The 18,143-nt window shown below is 59.6% G+C and carries 20 protein-coding genes; 7 read left to right on the top strand and 13 right to left on the bottom strand.

The window, feature by feature from the left end; translation table 11 throughout:
* Positions 1-228 precede the first annotated feature (228 nt).
* The 7 genes from AC3WVQ_RS34255 to AC3WVQ_RS34225 all read right to left on the bottom strand — a co-directional run bounded on the left by AC3WVQ_RS34255 (position 229) and on the right by AC3WVQ_RS34225 (position 4,497).
* Positions 229-360, bottom strand: a complete 132-nt coding sequence (locus tag AC3WVQ_RS34255) for a hypothetical protein (protein WP_255381441.1) — start codon at positions 358-360, stop codon at positions 229-231.
* Between the two features lie 67 nt (positions 361-427).
* Positions 428-613, bottom strand: a complete 186-nt coding sequence (locus AC3WVQ_RS34250) for a hypothetical protein (RefSeq protein ID WP_090300846.1) — start codon at positions 611-613, stop codon at positions 428-430.
* 384 nt (positions 614-997) lie between these two features.
* A complete protein-coding gene (locus tag AC3WVQ_RS34245; protein WP_256386711.1) occupies positions 998-1,123 on the bottom strand; it encodes a hypothetical protein in 126 nt (41 codons plus the stop codon).
* A 197-nt stretch (positions 1,124-1,320) separates the two neighbouring features.
* A complete protein-coding gene (locus AC3WVQ_RS34240) occupies positions 1,321-1,443 on the bottom strand; it encodes a hypothetical protein (RefSeq protein ID WP_256386710.1) in 123 nt (40 codons plus the stop codon).
* A gap of 289 nt (positions 1,444-1,732) precedes the next feature.
* Complete coding sequence (locus tag AC3WVQ_RS34235) at positions 1,733-2,110, bottom strand: hypothetical protein (RefSeq protein ID WP_060634941.1); 378 nt, start codon at positions 2,108-2,110, stop codon at positions 1,733-1,735.
* Positions 2,111-2,625: 515 nt separating this feature from the next.
* On the bottom strand, positions 2,626-2,859 hold the full coding sequence (locus AC3WVQ_RS34230) for a hypothetical protein (RefSeq protein WP_034800367.1): 234 nt from the start codon (positions 2,857-2,859) through the stop codon (positions 2,626-2,628).
* A gap of 1,356 nt (positions 2,860-4,215) precedes the next feature.
* Positions 4,216-4,497 (bottom strand): Y4lK-related protein, encoded by a 282-nt coding sequence (locus AC3WVQ_RS34225; protein WP_112977347.1) that lies wholly within the window; start codon positions 4,495-4,497, stop codon positions 4,216-4,218.
* 1,381 nt (positions 4,498-5,878) lie between these two features.
* Here AC3WVQ_RS34225 and AC3WVQ_RS34220 point away from each other — a divergent pair.
* Genes AC3WVQ_RS34220 through ligD form a run of 3 tightly spaced genes read left to right on the top strand, consistent with a single transcriptional unit; the run spans position 5,879 to position 7,398 of the window.
* Positions 5,879-6,208 (top strand): hypothetical protein, encoded by a 330-nt coding sequence (locus tag AC3WVQ_RS34220; RefSeq protein WP_113553319.1) that lies wholly within the window; start codon positions 5,879-5,881, stop codon positions 6,206-6,208.
* Positions 6,205-6,423, top strand: a complete 219-nt coding sequence (locus AC3WVQ_RS34215) for a hypothetical protein (RefSeq protein WP_051659543.1) — start codon at positions 6,205-6,207, stop codon at positions 6,421-6,423. Before AC3WVQ_RS34220 ends, AC3WVQ_RS34215 begins: the two co-directional genes overlap by 4 nt.
* Positions 6,424-7,398 (top strand): non-homologous end-joining DNA ligase, encoded by a 975-nt coding sequence (ligD, locus tag AC3WVQ_RS34210; RefSeq protein WP_192445720.1) that lies wholly within the window; start codon positions 6,424-6,426, stop codon positions 7,396-7,398. It abuts the gene before it with no gap.
* Here ligD and AC3WVQ_RS34205 read toward each other — a convergent pair.
* A complete protein-coding gene (locus tag AC3WVQ_RS34205) occupies positions 7,395-7,724 on the bottom strand; it encodes a hypothetical protein (protein WP_034800375.1) in 330 nt (109 codons plus the stop codon). The two genes, ligD and AC3WVQ_RS34205, sit on opposite strands and share 4 nt — an antisense overlap.
* A gap of 891 nt (positions 7,725-8,615) precedes the next feature.
* Here AC3WVQ_RS34205 and panD point away from each other — a divergent pair.
* On the top strand, positions 8,616-9,068 hold the full coding sequence (gene panD, locus AC3WVQ_RS34200; protein ID WP_060606845.1) for an aspartate 1-decarboxylase: 453 nt from the start codon (positions 8,616-8,618) through the stop codon (positions 9,066-9,068).
* 414 nt (positions 9,069-9,482) lie between these two features.
* On the opposite strand, the gene AC3WVQ_RS34195 is transcribed toward panD, so the two are convergent.
* From AC3WVQ_RS34195 to AC3WVQ_RS34175, 5 genes are all read right to left on the bottom strand, one after another.
* Entirely contained in the window at positions 9,483-9,674 is a 192-nt protein-coding gene (locus AC3WVQ_RS34195) for a hypothetical protein (RefSeq protein ID WP_034800379.1), read from the bottom strand.
* Positions 9,675-9,704: 30 nt separating this feature from the next.
* Entirely contained in the window at positions 9,705-9,983 is a 279-nt protein-coding gene (locus AC3WVQ_RS34190; protein ID WP_192445719.1) for a hypothetical protein, read from the bottom strand.
* A gap of 91 nt (positions 9,984-10,074) precedes the next feature.
* Positions 10,075-10,197: a hypothetical protein gene (locus tag AC3WVQ_RS34185; RefSeq protein WP_256385321.1), complete on the bottom strand. Its 123-nt coding sequence runs from the start codon at positions 10,195-10,197 to the stop codon at positions 10,075-10,077.
* Positions 10,198-10,621: 424 nt separating this feature from the next.
* Positions 10,622-11,704, bottom strand: a complete 1,083-nt coding sequence (gene dinB / locus AC3WVQ_RS34180) for a DNA polymerase IV (protein ID WP_192359094.1) — start codon at positions 11,702-11,704, stop codon at positions 10,622-10,624.
* Positions 11,705-11,730: 26 nt separating this feature from the next.
* Positions 11,731-12,402, bottom strand: coding sequence for an SOS response-associated peptidase (locus tag AC3WVQ_RS34175; protein ID WP_060520190.1), 672 nt, complete (start codon positions 12,400-12,402; stop codon positions 11,731-11,733).
* Between the two features lie 233 nt (positions 12,403-12,635).
* Here AC3WVQ_RS34175 and AC3WVQ_RS34170 point away from each other — a divergent pair, with 233 nt between their 5' ends.
* The 3 genes from AC3WVQ_RS34170 to AC3WVQ_RS34160 are packed head-to-tail and all read left to right on the top strand — an operon-like array spanning position 12,636 to position 18,098.
* Positions 12,636-13,397 (top strand): ImuA family protein, encoded by a 762-nt coding sequence (locus AC3WVQ_RS34170; RefSeq protein ID WP_060581441.1) that lies wholly within the window; start codon positions 12,636-12,638, stop codon positions 13,395-13,397.
* Positions 13,312-14,835: a Y-family DNA polymerase gene (locus AC3WVQ_RS34165; protein ID WP_192445718.1), complete on the top strand. Its 1,524-nt coding sequence runs from the start codon at positions 13,312-13,314 to the stop codon at positions 14,833-14,835. The genes AC3WVQ_RS34170 and AC3WVQ_RS34165 overlap by 86 nt, the downstream gene beginning before the upstream one ends.
* Positions 14,832-18,098: an error-prone DNA polymerase gene (locus tag AC3WVQ_RS34160; protein ID WP_192445717.1), complete on the top strand. Its 3,267-nt coding sequence runs from the start codon at positions 14,832-14,834 to the stop codon at positions 18,096-18,098. Before AC3WVQ_RS34165 ends, AC3WVQ_RS34160 begins: the two co-directional genes overlap by 4 nt.
* Positions 18,099-18,143: the final 45 nt, after the last annotated feature.

Below are 18,143 nucleotides of genomic sequence, written 5' to 3'. Positions count from 1 at the left end.
CCGATTGGGCAACGTGGCGCGGCGCCTGTTAGTCTTCAGCTAGTTGCTCCGCAGTCGCGACGACCTCGGAGTGCCGAACGTCCCGTCGACATACTTGAAAAAAGTATGCTCATGATCCAGGCGACGATTGCGATGACGACTATCTTCATGAGGCACTTCCGGTTCGTCACGATCTACAGCAACACCCCGGACGCCCCATTATTCCGTCGCAGAGCAATCGGGGGGTCCCTAATTGGTGGGGACCATCGCCGGCGGCTCCGGTGGTGCCGTCTCGACCCCCGGTTCGAACATTAGGATGCTCAATACCAGGGCAACGAGAATGCAGATGAGCACCAGGAAGGCGACGCCGGCTTTATCCATGCCCCACTTCAGCCCTCGAATGTGGGCATAAGGAGGCAGACAAGCGCGACGACCCAAGGACCGCGGTTTATGCGGTAGGGGCGGCAAGCAAGAGAACAATCGCGATAGCGATCAGCAGCGGCCCCATCCATCGAAAGTGCCTCGTGAGTTGAGCGAGCCATGGTACCTGAGTGTTGGTCTGAACGTAGCCAAACCCTGCTGCCGTCATCCAGAGGCCGGCGCAAAGCATGATGATCTGATCAACATAGGCCAACACTTCCAATTCCTTTGCCTACAGCCGGAGAGGTGGATGACGCGGGTAGCCAAATCGGGATACGGGGGAAATCGCAGCGGCCTTCAGTTTACCGAATGATGAACCATTCCATGGGATCGGCGCCTCGCTTGTAGCTCAGCCCCGCTTTCTCCAAGCTCTGCTTTAGGTCAACCGGACACAAGCAGAGGTCCATTCGGCGCCAGTCCTCGCCGGGAGGCCATTTGGAAAACGGGTTGTGATCCTGCCACACAAAGTTTCGGCGCCGCTGAAGTCAACGAGTTCGCCAGGAGGTTGGATCATCGCCTACGGCCCGATTTGAGCACGGATCCTGGAATCGCGGCGTCATTGATGTCCACATTAATGCAGCCCGCGCGACCGTCGGCGTTACTTCTTATTGGTGTCCTTCACCTGAGATCCTAACGTCGGCGCAGCGGGTTTCGCGGCAGCCTTGTCCTTGTCCTTCTTGGGCTTTCTGGCTTCCTTATTGCTTCGTACCTGACCTTTGGCCATTTGCGCGTCTCCTGTTGACGAAAGAGCTAGCCGCCAACGGCGAGGGAATAGCAAGCGAATTCGGTCATCTTGAATGCCATCCCCACTCTCCGAGGTGGGATCGATGCCAGTCCTAAAAAACGCCCGCCATGAGAAGTTCGCGCAGGCACTCGCCGACAAAGGCAAGACAGCCGATGTTTTAGGGAGGACGGCGCCTGTTAGTCTTCAGATAGTTGCTCCGCAGTCGCGACCACCTCGGAAGTCCCGAACGTCCCGTCGACATACTTGAAAACAAGTATGCTCATGATCGAGGCGACAATTGCGATGACGACTATCTTCATGAGGCGCTCCCGGTTCGTTGCGATCTACAGCAACACCCCGGACGCCCCGTTGTTCCGTCGCAGACCAAGCGGAGGGCCCTAATTGGCGAGGACCATCGCCGGCAGATCTGGTTGTGCCGTCTCGACCCCGGGTCGAACATTAGGATCCTTAATACCAGGGCAAGGAGAATGCAGATGAGCCGAGGAAGGCGACGCCGGCTTTGTCCACAACCAACTTCAGGCTTCGAATGTGGGCAGAAGTAGGCGGGCGAGCACGCGAAGAACGCCGGTGGTCGCTTCCAGCACTATGTTAACCGCCGCAATAGAGTTTCAGTGAGGCTGCGCGCTTGCCAATCTCAACAGATCTCGCAACGGCGGAAGGGCTTTGCGTTGGGAGCTTGCCGCCGCTTGATTGCATCATGACTTCGAGGGCTTGCTCGAATTCTGTCAGATCAACGGTCTTCTTCTGCGCAAGAAACCAATCTGACGTTTTTTGCCGTATCATATTGCGAAATCCTGCCTCTACGGCGCCCTTGTACTTAAGTGGGGCAACCACGCGCATACGCGCCGGTTTCCCGTCGGACGTGCAACCGTAGACGAAAATGCCGTTCTTCGCGGCGATCGCGTTCTCGCTACAAAACGAGAGCACCCCGGCTATTAGCAATGTAGCAGTCAGCGTTGGTTTCACAATTGCCCCTCGAAATTTCCCCAAGCATAACGTTCACTCAACGGCGCAACAAATGCAAGTTGTGCCCCTGGAATGCGCGACCTTGCAATGACCGCCGCCTATGCGGGAGGGTGGCCGCCTTCTTTCGCGGTCTATTGGCCGTTCGATTTGCCTCAACGAGGTACGGCGTCTATGCGGTCGGTTTTGGCTGCGCTAGGCGGTGTTTCATAACCAGTGAAGATCGTCGGCGCGGGTCTGAAGGCCCAAACCATAAGGAGGCCCACGGAAGCGATGAGTAGCGAGAAAACGAGACGACTTGACATGGTGCTTTCCTCCTAGTTGGAGCGCTGTGAATGCTGATGCATTCGTCGCCATTGTCAGCTCGTCATTTCTGGCAAAGAGACGCGCAAGCTTGAGCCTCGCGGTCCGTGCGGTTAGGGAGGGGTCCGCTTGTGTCCGGTCGCCGCATGGCAACCCCAGAAGAATAGCACACTTCTCGCCGTGTGGTCGCAATTAGATAAGCGCCGAAGTCTTCGTCAAATTACCAACTGCACGATATGAGCAAAGGGCGTCATTGCCCACTTGCCGCTGTTATCCTTCGCAGTTTTGTAGATGATGAAGTCGCGCCCAATAGTAAAGGGTCCGTGCATCGTAATCTCATTGCCGGTTGAGAGTATTGCCCGAAATTCGTTTGTGTGGCGCTGCTCAATTTGGCCCCTGATCAAATCGGATAGGTCCTGGTCCAAAATACTGGACTGCGTGTCTATCATTGGATTCCCCCGAATTGTTGCCGCCTAGATTTTGATGGCGCCACAAATCACGACCGTAGGCAAGGGGCAGCCGTCAGTGTCTCCGAGCGGTGGAGCGGCCGGCACGAGTTCGCAAAGAGTGAGCACCGGCAACGATGAGATAACCAGCGTTCGAGCACCAGTCGGTCTGGTCGTGTGGGCATGGCAGGAGCGACTGGCGGCGAACCAGGACGGGCAGTTGAGAAAACACGCTCAACAATCTCAGTTACGATATCCGGCTTGTGCGGGAGATCCTCCAGTGCCTGGAAGAGAACGGTCGTGGTTCAAAGATCCGCTCGCCCAAAGCGTGAGGAAAAGAGCGTCAAATGGCGCGCTCGCCTGTTGTGGACTGTTGCTCAAACTTGCAAGCATTGTTCGGGCCCGATGCCTGCAAATGCAATCGTTGATAGCGAGCATATACACACTTATCCCGGTTTTTAGGCAGGTCGCTGAAGCGGCGGCCTCGATGCGCGCCGTGGAGGCAGGCCGACCAGGCCACCGACGCCCCCGGCAACTGCACCAATCAGACCGACAAGTTCGGTGCCAAAGGATTGCCTCGAAGGGCGCCTGACGGGGCCATAAGTTTCGAGGTCATCGACGGGTCCGGAGGGGATTGCCAATCCAGACCCGGTACGTAACAGATAGGATAGGGGCTCTGGACCGCTTGATTGTCAGCCGTGTCCGATCACATTGAGTGCATGACCGAGCCACCACTACTCGGTGTGCAGCAATAGATGGCTTAGCGCTTGCGGAAGAACTGTCCGGACCCTCCACGTTGGAATATAACTCGAATGTAGTACGCAGGACGCCCGTTTGGGTGAATTGCCTTGCATTTCTCAGATTGGCAAACTGCGCCTGCATTTACACAAACCGCTACCGATTTCGACGCTATCCACCTGCGTTCGCGGTTTATATTGGCGTGTAGATGCTTGATATAACATATATAATTATGCGCGCATGAGCCTCCGCTCGGTGTCCCAGCGGAGGCTCACCCTCTCAGGCGCGCCGTAGGTAAGCTCGGATTTGAAAACAAGAAACGGCGTCGCGGGCGAGGGGTTCTAATTGGGACTCATCGGTTTAGGGATCCGACTAAGAGAAATGGCCCGATGGCGTGGTGGGGGGGGAAGCCTTGGGTCGTCGCCGAACTCGACGCTGTCGCGGCGATGGCCCCCGGCGTGAGCTTCTGGGCTATCAGACGGATCGTGTCCGTGATCAGTTGCGATCTGGGTAAACAAAAAGGCCTCGTCGTTCGGGCGCGACGAGGCCAGTTGGCTTCATAATCATGAAGCACGGGCGCGCTTTCAATCCCCGGAGGGCGGGGAGCGATATGCGCGTTATCTAATATAGGGCGCAGACGTTCCAGTGCGAGGGCTCCGGCGAGAAGAAATCGCCCGGCAATACAGCGCTGATGATTGGCGTCAATGTGAGCGCTAGTGCCGCGTCGTCTCGGCCGATCGACCAGAGGTAGGCGACGATCTCCAGCCTAAGAGGATCTCGGTCCCGGTATTTCTCCGTTATCCGACGTACCTCTTCGGTTGCAGAATCCTTCACCTCGCCGATCACGTACATCTCATGTCCAATGGCCGTGATATCGCACCCAGCCGCGATCAACTCATTCACGATCCCGCAAAGGTCCTAATCCGTTGTCAGACCCAAGATCCTCCGCCTTTACTGGTTGAGTAGTAAACTGCATGCAACGATCTCAGATGATGGCCCCAAAAGTGCAACCAACGGGGCCAAGAGGTTCAGTGTCCAATGAGCCCTCGCAGGGGAAGTGGATAGCTTGGGCTCGTTGTCGAAACCGCAATCCAGGGGGCTTGTTCCGCGCCACCATGTCGAATCCTACAAATTGCGCACTGGGGAAGCCTGATCTGATACAGGCATGGTCACGAAACTCACAATAGGTGGCGCTGGGTTTTCAGAAAAGAGGCCGGGGCGCACCTTCATAGGTGCCCCACATGCACGTGCGGGCTGCGCAGAACAGAAAGAATTGGCCCCCTGGAGCTATCGGGGGCCAATTCCTCTCTCCGCAGGGCAATGCGAAAACCTGGGAGCAGACTACAAACTGCTGTCTTTGGAAACGGTTCCGTCGTGACGAGACATCTAGGACGAACTCTTCAGGTGTCTGCCGACACCGTTGGGGTGCCCATCACGTTTAAAGGACTTGGAACTTAATTGATCTACGATCCGCTGCGTGAGCACGGAGTCTTCCCGCTTGACGGGCAAGGTACGCAAAGTTGTCCATCGTCTTGTCGCTTTTGCGCTTCTTAGGCTTTTCGAAGCCGATCAGTGTTGACGGTCTTTGGATCCGGGCTTTCTGTGGGGGAAATCAGGGTGAGCGTACAAAGTGCGTTGGCAAAGCCATGATCTTAACCGAAACAAACGCGCAATTGCATCATTCGACCGAATTTGGGTGAGCTATCTGTTTGGGGCCGTTGGACAATACGTCCCCGAACTGAGGAGATGCCAACTCGAGCCAGGGTTTTTCCTGTCCTTACCGACTGAACCTATTGCAGCGACGATTGTTCATAAGGCGGCACATGCCCGGTTTATCAACGTCGGCATTCCTTACAAAAAGCTTGCATCCGACAAGCGTTCCCCCACCCACGTCGAACCAGGGTTTACTGCGACACCGCCCGCGAGCGCACTTGGAAAACAGGCGAGATCGCTAGTGTCGCCATTCGGCAAGCAAAATGGCCCCGTCATTCTCGACGGGACCTAGAGCGCGCGTGCTATACCAACCGTGCTACACAAAAGGGGTCTCCATTCTTAAAAATTTCGATGAAGGCCCGCCTTGATCCGTTGGGCAGTGGATCATCAGCAATGCAAACAACGGCCGCGGATGCGGAATGTTCCTCTGCGCTGACCGATTGCGAATGAGATCGCTTGGTACGCCAATCGAATCGAATCAATTGTGGCGTTTAACTGTCTGTCGATAGTAAAGTGAACCTATCCACGAGTATTGCGTTAGGGCCAAGCGGTGCGTTGAGGAGGCGGTGCTGTGAACACGAAGCTCCATATCGACGGGTCATTTCAGGCCATGCGTCAGGCGATTGACGATGCGCGCCAGGCGTTCGCGAGCGGAGGCGCCGATCATCATCGCGACGCCCTACAATACCTCGGTCGCGTGGTAATGAACTCATTGGCCGAGATCATTGAAACTGACGGCGGCACAGATGGTTACCTCTACGACGCCGACGGCATCGCGCAGGATATCGAGGATTGCTACCAAAAGCTGGTAGAGGAGGAAGAGGCCGCGGAACCGGACAACGAAGCGCGGCAACCTACTCATGGAACTATGAACCTTCCACAGCAGGGAGTGGGGCGATGATCACTGGCTCGGATCTGCTGCAGATTTCCTTGGCACGCATCAACATGGAGCGCTCTGAACTCGAAGAGGCCGGGGTAATCGACAAGGGGATTGACGGCGATAGAGCGTGGTCCAACTTCGGACGGGACATCGATACTTTCATTATAAAGCTGCCCCAAAGTCGGCTCGCTGCGTTAGCCGCGATGATCCAGAGACGAGCAAATCGTCAACGTTGAATGGCTAGAACCCTTAGAAAGAAACCAACCTCCACGCCGCTGCCCGAACCGATGCCGCGGCGCGTCGAGCCATGCGTCGCTACCCTCGTCGATCAGCCGCCGAAAGGTCCGGAGTGGACCTTTGAGGTGAAGTGGGACGGGTATCGGCTGGCGATCCATGTCGAGCCAGGCGAGGTGAGGGCGATCACTCGCGGCGGATATGACTGGGCTAAGAAGTTCGGTTCCGTCGTCGCCGATGCGCGCGAGCTCGGCCATGCGACCATGATCATAGACGGCGAGGCGGTTGTGCTCGACGACCGGGGCCGCTCGGACTTCGGGTTGCTGCAGCGCGCGGTCGGGAGAAGGCCGAGCCTGCGCGATGCCGGAGAGATCATCTTCTTTGCCTTCGATCTCCTCTATCTAGACGGCCAGGACCTTCGGATGATGCCCTTGGGTGAGCGCCGGCAACTGCTCGAGCCGATCGTCGCCGGTAGAGCTGGCACGATACGTTTCTCCGAGGAAGTCCAGGCTGACGGCGCCGATTTCTTCCGCGCAGCTTGCGAACTCGGCCTTGAGGGGATCATCGCGAAGCGGCGGGACGCACCCTATCGATCCGGGCGCCGGCCGGAATGGCTCAAGGTTAAATGTGCTTGGCGCGATTGGTTCGTGATCGTCGGATATGAGCCTTCGACGATGCCAGGCGCGATCGGCCGCCTGCTTCTGGCGGCGAGGAAGGGGGACGAGCTCGTCTACGTCGGCGGGTGCGGAACGGGATGGAGCAACAACGAGTCGGTGCAGCTTCGCGAACTGCTCGACGCGATCCCGGCTAAGCGGCCACCGGTGGCACTCAAGCGCAGGGGCGCGATCTTCTCCGAACCGCTGCTAGTCGCCGAGGTCGAGTATCGGGCGTGGACGCAGGACGCGAAACTGCGCCATCCCTCATTTAAGAGGGTCGGCGAGCGGGCGGAGAAGGTCGAAGTTTACCATCTCGATTAAACGTCTGATCTTTTGGTCGCCGTGCTTGGTGAGGCAGTCAGTGCTCGTGCCCATGCCGACAAGTCCGGCAACAAATCTCCGACGGTTCCACCTCCACCGGCCGCCATCCCATAGTCGATCGGGTCGCAGAATTCCTTTAAGCGCGCTTCGAGGTCCAACTCATTACGCGTGCCGGTCATGTAAAGTTCCAGCGCATATCGGGCCAAGCGTTCAGCCTCCTCGCTCTCGCGGCTTATTGCTCGCGCAATTGCGACCTTATCAAAGACCGATGAGACGACCGTAAAATCTTGAGGAAGAATGTATCCAGATTGGCGTGGAGAAAGCATAGCGCAATCCCTCCCTTAGGGCGAAAGCGCGTATGATCTCCCAGCCGCCGGAGCCCTTCTTAAAGTCCAGCGATAGTCTCATAATGCGCCGTTGGAGGCGCATTGGAAATTAACTTTGACATGTGGAGCGGAATTCTCGTTCTTCCGCTCTTGGCTGTCAAATTTTCGGAAAATTGCGGCGCGCAACATCAACTCTTTAGCATTGATGCGGATGCAAACTCGCGTCGCGGAATCCCGGAATAGTTCCCGAAGTCGGTGTGTCGACACGGCGCAAACACTCTACGCTACAGGGGCGCGGGCCGGATAGCCCCACGCTCCTAGGGACCTCGACACGTCATGATTGCTCGCTCATAGCTGCGGGCCGCATCGGCCATTCATGTTCGAGAAAATCCGGCGCGTCGTAAAACGATGCGAAAATGCGGTTCGTTCCTGGCTGCTGGCGGACCGATAGCGGAACCGTCGAAGGTATCTCACGAAGCGCTAAATATCCTCCTTCGGCAAGCTAACTGGCTGAAAAATAAACTGAATTAGTCGTGTCGGGGGGCGGGCTAGTACATACGCCGTACGGATTGCGACAACGCGGGAGGGGAAAAGCTGGTGCCGACACGATTAGGATCGTCATTTGAGCCGGTTGATATATTAGCAAAGCCGTACCGGAATTGTCGAAAGCGACCTTCCTTGCGGGCGGCTTTGTTCGTATCTGAGCGCATCGGCTTGGCCGATGGAGTTTTTCTTCCCCGCGTTCAGAGAGTCATCTGGGTGCGAACCTTGCCCCGCCTTCCCCGGCGGGGCCTTCTCTCTGCTTGGCGATTGTCCGTGCGCGAAGATTTCTGCCTCGTCGGCAGCGCCAGGGCGCGACGAAACCTGATCAACCGCGAGGTGTGAAAAAGCATGAGAAAGCTGGTCGCAGGGAAGCTCCATGGCATTTATGTCACCGAGGCGAACCTCAACTATCATGGGTCGATCACTCTTGACCCGGACCACTGTGAGGAGGCCGGCATCTTGCCGATGGAGTTCGTCGAGATCTGGAACAAGAATTCCGGGGCGCGCATCTCCACCTACGTCATCCTCGGTGAACGCGGTTCTAGGTGCTGCATCCTCAATGGTGCGGCCGCACGCACATGCCAGCCGGGCGACCAGATCATTATATGCAACTCGGTTTACCTCGACGAAAGCCGGCTTACTTCCTTGAAGCCGAAGGTACTGACCTTCGACGAGAACAACCGCGTGCAGGATCGCCTCAGCTACTCGGTTGAGGTCGATGCATCTGGCAAATTCACTTTCGAAATCCTCGACGAGGCCGAGACGGCATTGCCGATACCGCTTATGGTGTCCGGCAGCTGATTGGATTTGGCCAAGAGGCAAACCTGACGGCTGTGTCGTCGCCAACGAGGCGGCGTCCGCACTCTTCAAGGTCAAGCCGGGGATGGCTGAGGCTTTTCTCGGCGCTCACCGGGACATAGCTCAAAGCTGGTCGGGTCTGCGTCATGCCAACATCATCGAGGCTGGCGAGGGACGATACTGCATTATCGCGGAATGGGGAGCATGGAAGCATTGGCGGCGAGCCGGCCGCAGATGGTCGCCACGCTTGACAGCTTTCGTGAGACGCTCGAGGACCTCGGAGGAGGGCTCGGCGTAACCGACCCAATTGCAGGCCTGGTCGTCCTATCAGTGAAATAAACCGGAAGCGGGTTTGCCGTGGCGATGCGTCGTTGGGCTCAACATTAGCCGGCGATGCCACAAGACCTGTCTCGTCGTTTAATTGCGCTTTGCCGTTCGGGCACGTTCGCGCAGCATTTTCAGGTGCCTCCGCCGGATGTCATCGATGGAAATGTCACCCGCAATCCAGAGTCTGAGCAGAGCCTGGAACTCGGCGGTGTGGTCAATTGCAATGCCCCTTGCTTGCCACTTGGCAATCACACGATCGGCGATTTCTTTGCGGGTGGCCACGTCCTTTCCCCTTCCTGGTCTGTCCATTCATTATGGCGCGGGGCGCCCCTGCGACGTCAGTAGCAAGGATTGGTCTGGGCGCTCGCGCGCCGTCGAGGACTGCCGATAAGTGTTCGTCAGCCTTTCCGCAATTTGCATTGCTTGCTGCGCGGTCAATCTGAACTGCAGCGCCGACACGTTTTCGAGATCCGGATCGGCGCTGAATTCGATCCTCAGGAAAAGCTCGCCCGTCTCGTCGATTGCAGTGTTCCAGCCGACGACCGTTGATGCCCTTATGTTGCCGTGACCGTCCGTATTCCAGTCGATCATATTCGAACCTTTCCTCTTCGGGAAACAAGGACGCGGAGTTGGTCATCGTATCGATGAGCCGAACTCATCCGTTCACGGCAATTGCGTCGCTCTAGAGCGCACTTCCCATGACCTGGACTACAACGGCAACGACGGTGGCCGCCACAGTGAGCGCGGCGCCAAGACGTGCAACCTTCATCCGGCGATGCCGCGCGCCGCTCCAGTCATAACTCATCGCTTAACCTTGCGCTTGTGGTTGAGAGGTGCCTGGCTTTATGGGCAAAACCGTAACCCGTGGGCGGGGTTACGGTTCTGAGTTGCCGCTGTACGCTGGAATGTGATTGGCGACTGAACACAGTTTGCAAGCTTATGGTTAATTAAGAGTTTACTGAATAAGGTCGCCGGCTCCCCGCGAAGGCCGCCCGTTCGGTGATCACGATTTCCATGATTTGTTCGAGTGAACGGAGCGAGCCTCGGTGGGTGCGGCTCGCGCTGCTGCATTCTCAATGGGCTGCACGGACGTGCCGTCATTTGCAACGCGGTCTGTCACGGCGAGGGGAAGCTGGCCGCATGACCCATCCCACTATTGGTAGCCGGCGCATAGTTGATCGCCAACCCTCATTCGGTCGTTCGGTGTCCTGGCGGACGAGCAAGGTGTTTTAGAGCGCGAAGGCAAGCTGTGGCTTGCTTTCGATCGTTGCTTCATCGAGTGACGACAGTGTCACGCCCAGCAACCGAATGCCTTTTGGGGCAGGGAAGAGTGGAGACAACAGCATCGTCATGACCGCGGCAAGCTCTGTAGCACTTGCGATCGGTGCCGCTGTTGTCTTGCTCCTAGTGATCTGCGTGAAATCCGCCCATTTCACCTTGAGCGTCGCGGTCTTGGCGCGAATACCGTTCCCTTCGCAGTAGCGCCAGACCTTTTCGATCAGCGGTTCGAGGCCAGCCCTGGCGGTCTCGAAATCATGGACGTCTATGGAGAACGTGTCTTCCGCGCCGATGGACTTGCGCACCCGGTCGGCCTTCACTTGACGTTCGTCGACGCCGCGGGCGATCCAGTAGAAGTAAGGTCCCGATTTTCCGAAGTGTTGCTGCAAGAAGGCGATATCGTGAGCCTTCAGATCGGCGCCCGTTTCAATCCCGAGCTTGTGCATGCGCTCGGCGGTTGCCGGACCGACGCCATGGAATTTCTTGACGGGCAGCGCCTCGACGAAGGCCGGACCGTTCTTTGGCGTGATGACGAAGAGGCCATCCGGTTTTCTCTGGTCGGACGCCATCTTGGCGAGGAACTTGTTATAGGAAACGCCGGCCGAAGCGGTCAGGCCTGTCCTTGCCTTGATCTTGGCGCGGATCTCCTCGGCGATCTCCGTCGCAAGTTCCATTCCCTTGAGGTTCTCGGTGACATCAAGATAGGCCTCGTCGAGCGAGAGCGGTTCGATGAGCGGCGTGTATTCGGCAAAGATCGCGTGGATCTGCTGTGAGACTGCGCGGTAAGCATCGAAGCGCGGCGTCACAAAAATCAGCTCCGGGCATTTCCGCTTGGCGGTGACCGACGGCATGGCCGAATGGACGCCGTATTTGCGCGCCTCGTAGCTTGCGGCAGCCACGACGCCGCGCGCCTCGCCAAAGCCAACGGCAATCGGAAGCCCGCGAAGTACGGGATTGTCCCGCTGCTCCACCGAGGCGTAGAAGGCATCCATGTCGACATGGATGATCTTTCGCGTGCGCTCAGAGCGTTCCATCACCGATCACGCGACCCAACGACTGATCATAGCAGCAGGTCTTCTTCGGGCAGGGCGGCAGGAGGCTCGACGACAACAAGCATGTTGCCCGGAAGCGGCCGCTGCAGGTGCTTCACCTCGTCCCAGGATCCGGTGAGCCACAGATCGACCTCGTCAGGTGTGGTCAGGATCACCGGCATGGCCTTTTGATGGATTGGCGAGACGATCTCGTTCGGGGATGTGGTGAGGAAGCCGAAGAGCTCGTATTCGCGCTCACCATCGCGCACGCGCCTGACACCCTTCCATGGCGTCCAGAAGCCGGCGAAGAACATCAGCGGCCGCTCCTTAGTTCCGGCAAACCAGGCATTGGGGATTTTACCGCCGGGAACCTTGGCCGCCGGATCCGGCTCGGCGAAGGAGTTGAAGGGGACGACGCAGCGACTGGTCGCCCCGAGCCAGCGTCTCCAGTGCGGAGAGGCGACGTTTCGGATGTTGGTGACGCCGGGATCGTAGTTCTTCACGAAAGCGGGCGGCGAGGGCATGCCCCAGGTGACACGCGCGATCTCTCGCTCTCCGTCTTCGCCGACGCGGACTACGGGCGCCTGATAGCCGGGATAGACGTCATAGGATGGCTGGTTCCAGCCTGCCTTGTCGCGGAATGCCTTGGTGAATGCGATCACGGCATCACGTGTCGTCGTGATGTTGTAGAGATTGCACAAAGTTCAGTCTCCCTTTCTCACCTAGCTTCATATCAACGACTGCTCGCTTCTGTCCCCGTTCCCCGGCATTCGATCTGTTCATTGCACCAAGCAGCGTGTCCGTGCTGGCGTCTCGATCGCAATCAACAGTCTCTTTTCTGAACTTCGTTGACTCGCAACTCAAATATGAACAAATAGAGAACATATCAACAGGAAGCGCTAATGCATAGCCCTAAGGAGTTGTTCCTTCCAAAATGCCCCGTCCAGTCGACAATACCGTCGTCTCAGAACTTCGCGAGCGCATCCAGCGCCTTGAAGGCGCAAGCGGCCGTGGACGACAGGTGCTGCCGTTTGGTGTCACCGAGATTGATCGGCGATTGCCGGGTGGGGGGCTTGTACTCGGCTCGTTGCATGAGGTCGCCGGCGGCGGCAACGGTGCGATCGACGGCGCGGCGGCGGCTCTCTTTTGCGCGGGCATTGCCGCCCGCTCGAAAGGCAAGGTGCTCTGGTGTGTGACGCGGCCCGATCTCTTCGCGCCGGCGCTGGCTCAAGTCGGTCTTTCGCCGAGCCGCGTCATCTATGTGGAGGCCGGCGACGAAAAGGCGCTTCTTTCCTGCATGGAAGAGGGGCTTCGCCACGGCGGCCTCGGTGCCGTCGTCGGCGAGCTCGCGCGCCTTTCGATGACCGCCTCGCGCCGCTTGCAGCTTGCAGCCGAGAGTTCCGGCACGTTGGGCATTGCGATCCGCCGCTGGCGACGACAGGCCGAAGCCTCGGATTTCGGGCAGCCGACGGCATCGGTCACGCGTTGGCGCGTGTCCGTCATGCCGTCTGTCCCCTTGCCGGTTCCAGGCGTCGGCCGCGCGCGCTGGCTCGTCGAACTCATCCGCTGCCGTGCCGGCGAAAGTGCAGATTTCGAAGTGGAGGCCCCAGATGCCAAGGGTCGTATCGCTCTTCCTTCCGAGCTGGCCCACGGATCGCCTGAGGCGCAAGCTCGGCGACGCAGCGCCGCCGGCTGAAACGCCTCTCGTCCTCGTCGGTCGCGAACAGCGAAGGCGTGTGGTGCTCTCGGTAAATGCCGCGGCGATTGCCGCAGGCCTGAGACCCCGCATGGCCGCCACGAAAGCCCAGGCGCTCGTCGCAGGTCTTGTCGTCATGGACGCCGATCCGGCCGCCGATCAAGAAGCGCTCGAACGCCTGGCGCTCTGGGCGCTGCAGCGCTATGCACCGATCGTTGCTGCCGATCCGCCCGATGGCCTGGTGATCGATACGACCGGTGCCGATCACCTGCATGGCGGCGAGGACCTTATGCTGTCAGGCATGGTCAACCGGTTCTTCGGATCCGGCATCGAGGCGCGGGCTGCGATTGCCGATACTTGGGGGGCGGCCCATGCCGGCGCCCGGTTTCTCGCTCATCCGACGCTGGTCGTCGCTCCGAGGGCGCAGCAGGAAACCATCCGTGACCTGCCCGTCGCAGCGCTTCGCCTCGATCCTGCAATCCTCCATGGCCTTCGCGTGCTGGGCTTCAACACGATCGGTGAGGTGGCCGGCGTGCCGCGGGCGCCGCTTGCCCTTCGATTTGGACCCGAACTTGGCCGTCGCATCGACCAGGCCATGGGAGAGGTTGCCGAGCCGATCGATCCGGTCCGCACGCCTGAACTTATCGAAGTTCGCCGTTCCTTCGGTGAACCGATTGCGGCCGCCGAGACGATTGCGCGCTATGCCGCGAAGCTTGTGGGCGCGCTCTGTCTGGTACTGGAAGAAAGAGGCCTCGGCGCGCGGCGCGTCGACCTTCTCTTCCATCGCGTTGATAACACCTACCAGGCGATCCGCGCAGGCACCGCGACGCCCGTTCGCGACGCCAAGCGCCTGATCCGGCTCATCACTGATAGGATCGAAACGATCGATCCGGGCTTCGGGATCGAAATCATGTCGCTGACGGCAACCCACGCCGAGCCGCTGGTGGCAAGACAGGTCGTTTCCTCGCTGGTCGAGGAACCGGAGGCCGATGTTTCCGGCCTGATCGACATCCTGGGAAACCGCATCGGCGCACGCCGGCTCTATCGTTTTCAACCGGTCGCCAGCGACGTGCCCGAACGCTCCATCAACCGCATCGCGCCGATGGCGCCGGACGAAGGTCTCGCCTGGCCCGGCCATTGGCCAAGACCGGTGCGCTTGCTTCCCCATCCTGAAGCGATCGAGACGATGGCGCTTCTGCCCGATCATCCGCCGGTCAGTTTCACATGGCGTGGTGTGCGCCGACGGGTGAAACGTGCCGACGGCCCCGAACGCGTCTTCGGCGAATGGTGGAAGCGCGATGCCGAGCTCGTCGCCATACGCGACTATTTCCAGGTCGAGGATGAGGCCGGCGAGCGCTACTGGATTTATCGCGCCGGCGACGGCGAACACAGCGAGACCGGCAGCCACCAATGGTTCCTGCACGGGATTTTCGGATGACGACGCCGCTTTATGCCGAGCTGCAGGTGACCTCGCATTTCTCCTTCCTGCGCGGCGCATCCTCCTGCGAAGAGCTATTCCAACGTGCCGCCGAACTTAGGCTCGAGGCGCTGGCCATTGCCGATCGCAACAGCCTCGCCGGCATCGTGCGAGCGCACCAGGCGGCCAAGGATGTCGGCGTGCGGCTGGTCGTCGGCTGCCGCCTCGATCTTGAAGGCGATCTATCGGTCCTCGTCTTTCCGACCGACCGGCCGGCCTATGCGCGGCTTTGCCGGCTGCTGTCGCTCGGCAAGAAGCGCGGCGGCAAGGCGAAATGCCGGCTTGCCTGGTCCGATCTCGTTGCCTATGGCGAGGGACTGATCGCGGTTCTCCTTCCCGATGCCGCTGACGAGGACTGCGCGCGGGAGCTGCGCCGTCTGAGGCAAGAATTCGGCGACCGCGCCTACCTGTCGCTGACACTCCGCCGCCGGCCGAACGACCAGCTGCGCCTTCATCAGCTCTCCAACCTGGCAGCTTCAGTCGGCGTGCCAACGGTCGTCACCAACGACGTGCTGTTTCATGTGCCGGAGCGACGCATCCTGCAGGATGTCGTCACCTGCATTCGCCACAACATCACGATCGACGAGGCCGGTTTCCGCCGAGAGCGCCACGCCGATCGCTACCTGAAGCCGCCCGAGGAAATGGCGCGGCTCTTTGCGCGCTACCCTGAAGCGCTTGCCCGCACCATCGAGATCCTGAAGCGGTGCCGGTTTTCGCTCGACGAGCTCGCCTATCAATATCCGGAGGAGCGATCCAATCCTGCACTGACAGCCCAAGAGACACTGGCGCAACTGACCTGGGAAGGTGCAGCCTGGCGTTACCCAGAAGGGTTGCCGGAAAAAGTCCGCAAGAACCTCGAGCACGAACTGCGGCTGATCGAGAAGCTTCAATATGCGTCCTACTTCCTGACAGTGAATTCGATCGTGCGTTTTGCCCGTTCAAGGGACATTCTATGCCAGGGCAGAGGATCGGCCGCCAATTCGTCTGTCTGTTATGTGCTCGGCATCACCGCGATCGACCCTGAAATCAACGACCTTCTCTTCGAGCGCTTTGTCTCCGAGGAGCGGCGCGAGCCGCCGGATATCGACGTCGATTTCGAGCACGAGCGCCGCGAGATCGTCATGCAATGGGTCTTCGACACCTATGGCCGCGATCATGCAGCGCTCTGCTCGACCGTCATCCGGTATCGCTCGAAAGGCGCCATTCGCGATGTCGGCAAGGCGCTTGGGCTGCCCGAGGACATGACGAAGATGCTGTCGTCGCAGGTCTGGGGCTGGGGCGAGGACATCGGCGAAAAACATGCCGAGGAGCTCAATCTCAACCTTTCCGATCGGCGCCTCCGCCTCACGCTCGATCTGGCCCGGCAGCTGATGGGCGCGCCGCGTCACCTGTCGCAGCATCCGGGCGGCTTCGTCCTGACGAACGATCGCCTCGACGAGCTTGTCCCGATCGAGCCGGCGGCCATGGCCGACCGCCAAGTGATCGAATGGGACAAGGATGATATCGATATCCTGAAATTCATGAAGGTCGATTGCCTGGCGCTCGGCATGCTCTCGTGCATGAAGCGCGGCTTTGACCTGCTCGCCGAACACAAGGGCATCAATCTCGATCTCGCGAGCATCCCGGCCGAAGATCCCCGCACTTACGCCATGATCCGGCGGGCCGACACGCTCGGCACCTTCCAGATTGAGAGCCGCGCGCAGATGTCGATGCTGCCGAGGATCAAGCCGCGCACCTTCTATGACCTCGTCATCGAGGTGGCGATCGTGCGCCCCGGCCCGATCCAGGGCGACATGGTGCATCCCTATCTTCGCCGGCGCGAGGGCAAGGAGGCGGTGATTTACCCGAAGCCGGAACTGGAGCAGGTGCTTGGGAAGACGCTTGGCGTACCGCTCTTCCAGGAACAGGCGATGCGCGTCGCCATCGAGTGCGCCGGCTTCACGCCGGGCGAAGCCGATCAATTGCGCCGCGCCATGGCGACCTTCAAGCATACCGGCGGTGTTTCGAAGTTCGGTGAGAAGCTTGTCCGGGGCATGGTCGCAAACGGCTACGAGCCGGACTTTGCGATTAAGACCTTCAAGCAGCTCGAAGGCTTCGGCAGCTACGGCTTTCCTGAAAGCCATGCGGCGTCCTTCGCGCTGATCGCCTACGCCTCCTCGTGGCTCAAATGCTGGCACCCGGACGTCTTCTGCGCGGCGCTTCTGAACGCGCAGCCGATGGGTTTTTACGCCCCGGCCCAGATCGTGCGGGATGCGCGCGATCATCGGGTCGAGGTTCGGCCAGTTTGTGTGAACGCCAGCCGCTGGGATTGCACGCTCGAGGCAACGGGGGATGAAAGCCGCTTTGCCGTTCGCCTTGGTCTTCGCATGGTCAAGGCGCTGGCGAACGCTGACGCCGCGGCAATCGTTGCCTCGCGCGACGAAAGGCCTTTCGAGACCGTCGACGATCTCTGGCGTCGGGCAGAGGTTCCGGCAGCCTCGCTCGTCCAGCTTGCCGAGGCCGATGCCTTCCAGCCTTCACTGAGGCTTGCCCGGCGCGAGGCACTTTGGGCGATCAAGGCATTGCGCGACGAGCCGCTGCCGCTCTTTGCCGCGGCATCTGCCCGTGAAAGTCGGACCGTCCCCGAACTCGATGAGCCATCAGTGGCGCTAAGGCCGATGACTGCGGGCGGCGAAGTGGTGGAGGACTATGGGCATGTCGGGCTGACGCTGCGCGACCATCCGCTCTCGTTCCTGCGTGCGGATCTGACGAAGCGCCGCATCGTCACCTGCCGGGAGGCGATGCAGACGCGTGACGGCAGGTGGCTTGAGGCGGCCGGCCTGGTGCTTGTCCGCCAGCGGCCGGGCTCCGCCAAAGGCGTGATGTTCATCACGATCGAGGACGAGACGGGCATTGCCAATCTGGTTGTCTGGGCTAAGACCTTCGAAAGCTATCGCCGCGTGGTCCTCGGGGCCGGCATGCTCGGCGTCTATGGTCGTATTCAGCGAGAAGGCGAGGTCGTGCATCTGGTCGCCCATCGGCTGACCGATTTGTCAGGCGAACTTGCCAGCGTCGGCGAGCGGGAAGCCAGCTTTCCGCTTCCGCATGGGCGGGGGGATGAATTTCATCATGGGGCTCCGGCGCCCGATCCGCGCGGGCTGCCGAAGGGACCGCGGCCGCGCGACATCGTCGATCCCTATCTGCATCTCGATCAGATCAAGGTGAAGACGCGGGATTTCAGGTAAGCACGGTCCTACCGCTTCCCAATCGTAGCGCAACTAAGACGACAA

It is taken from the genome of Ensifer sp. EB106-05-01-XG146, assembly GCF_058791875.1.
This window is presented reverse-complemented; position numbering and strand designations above follow the sequence as displayed.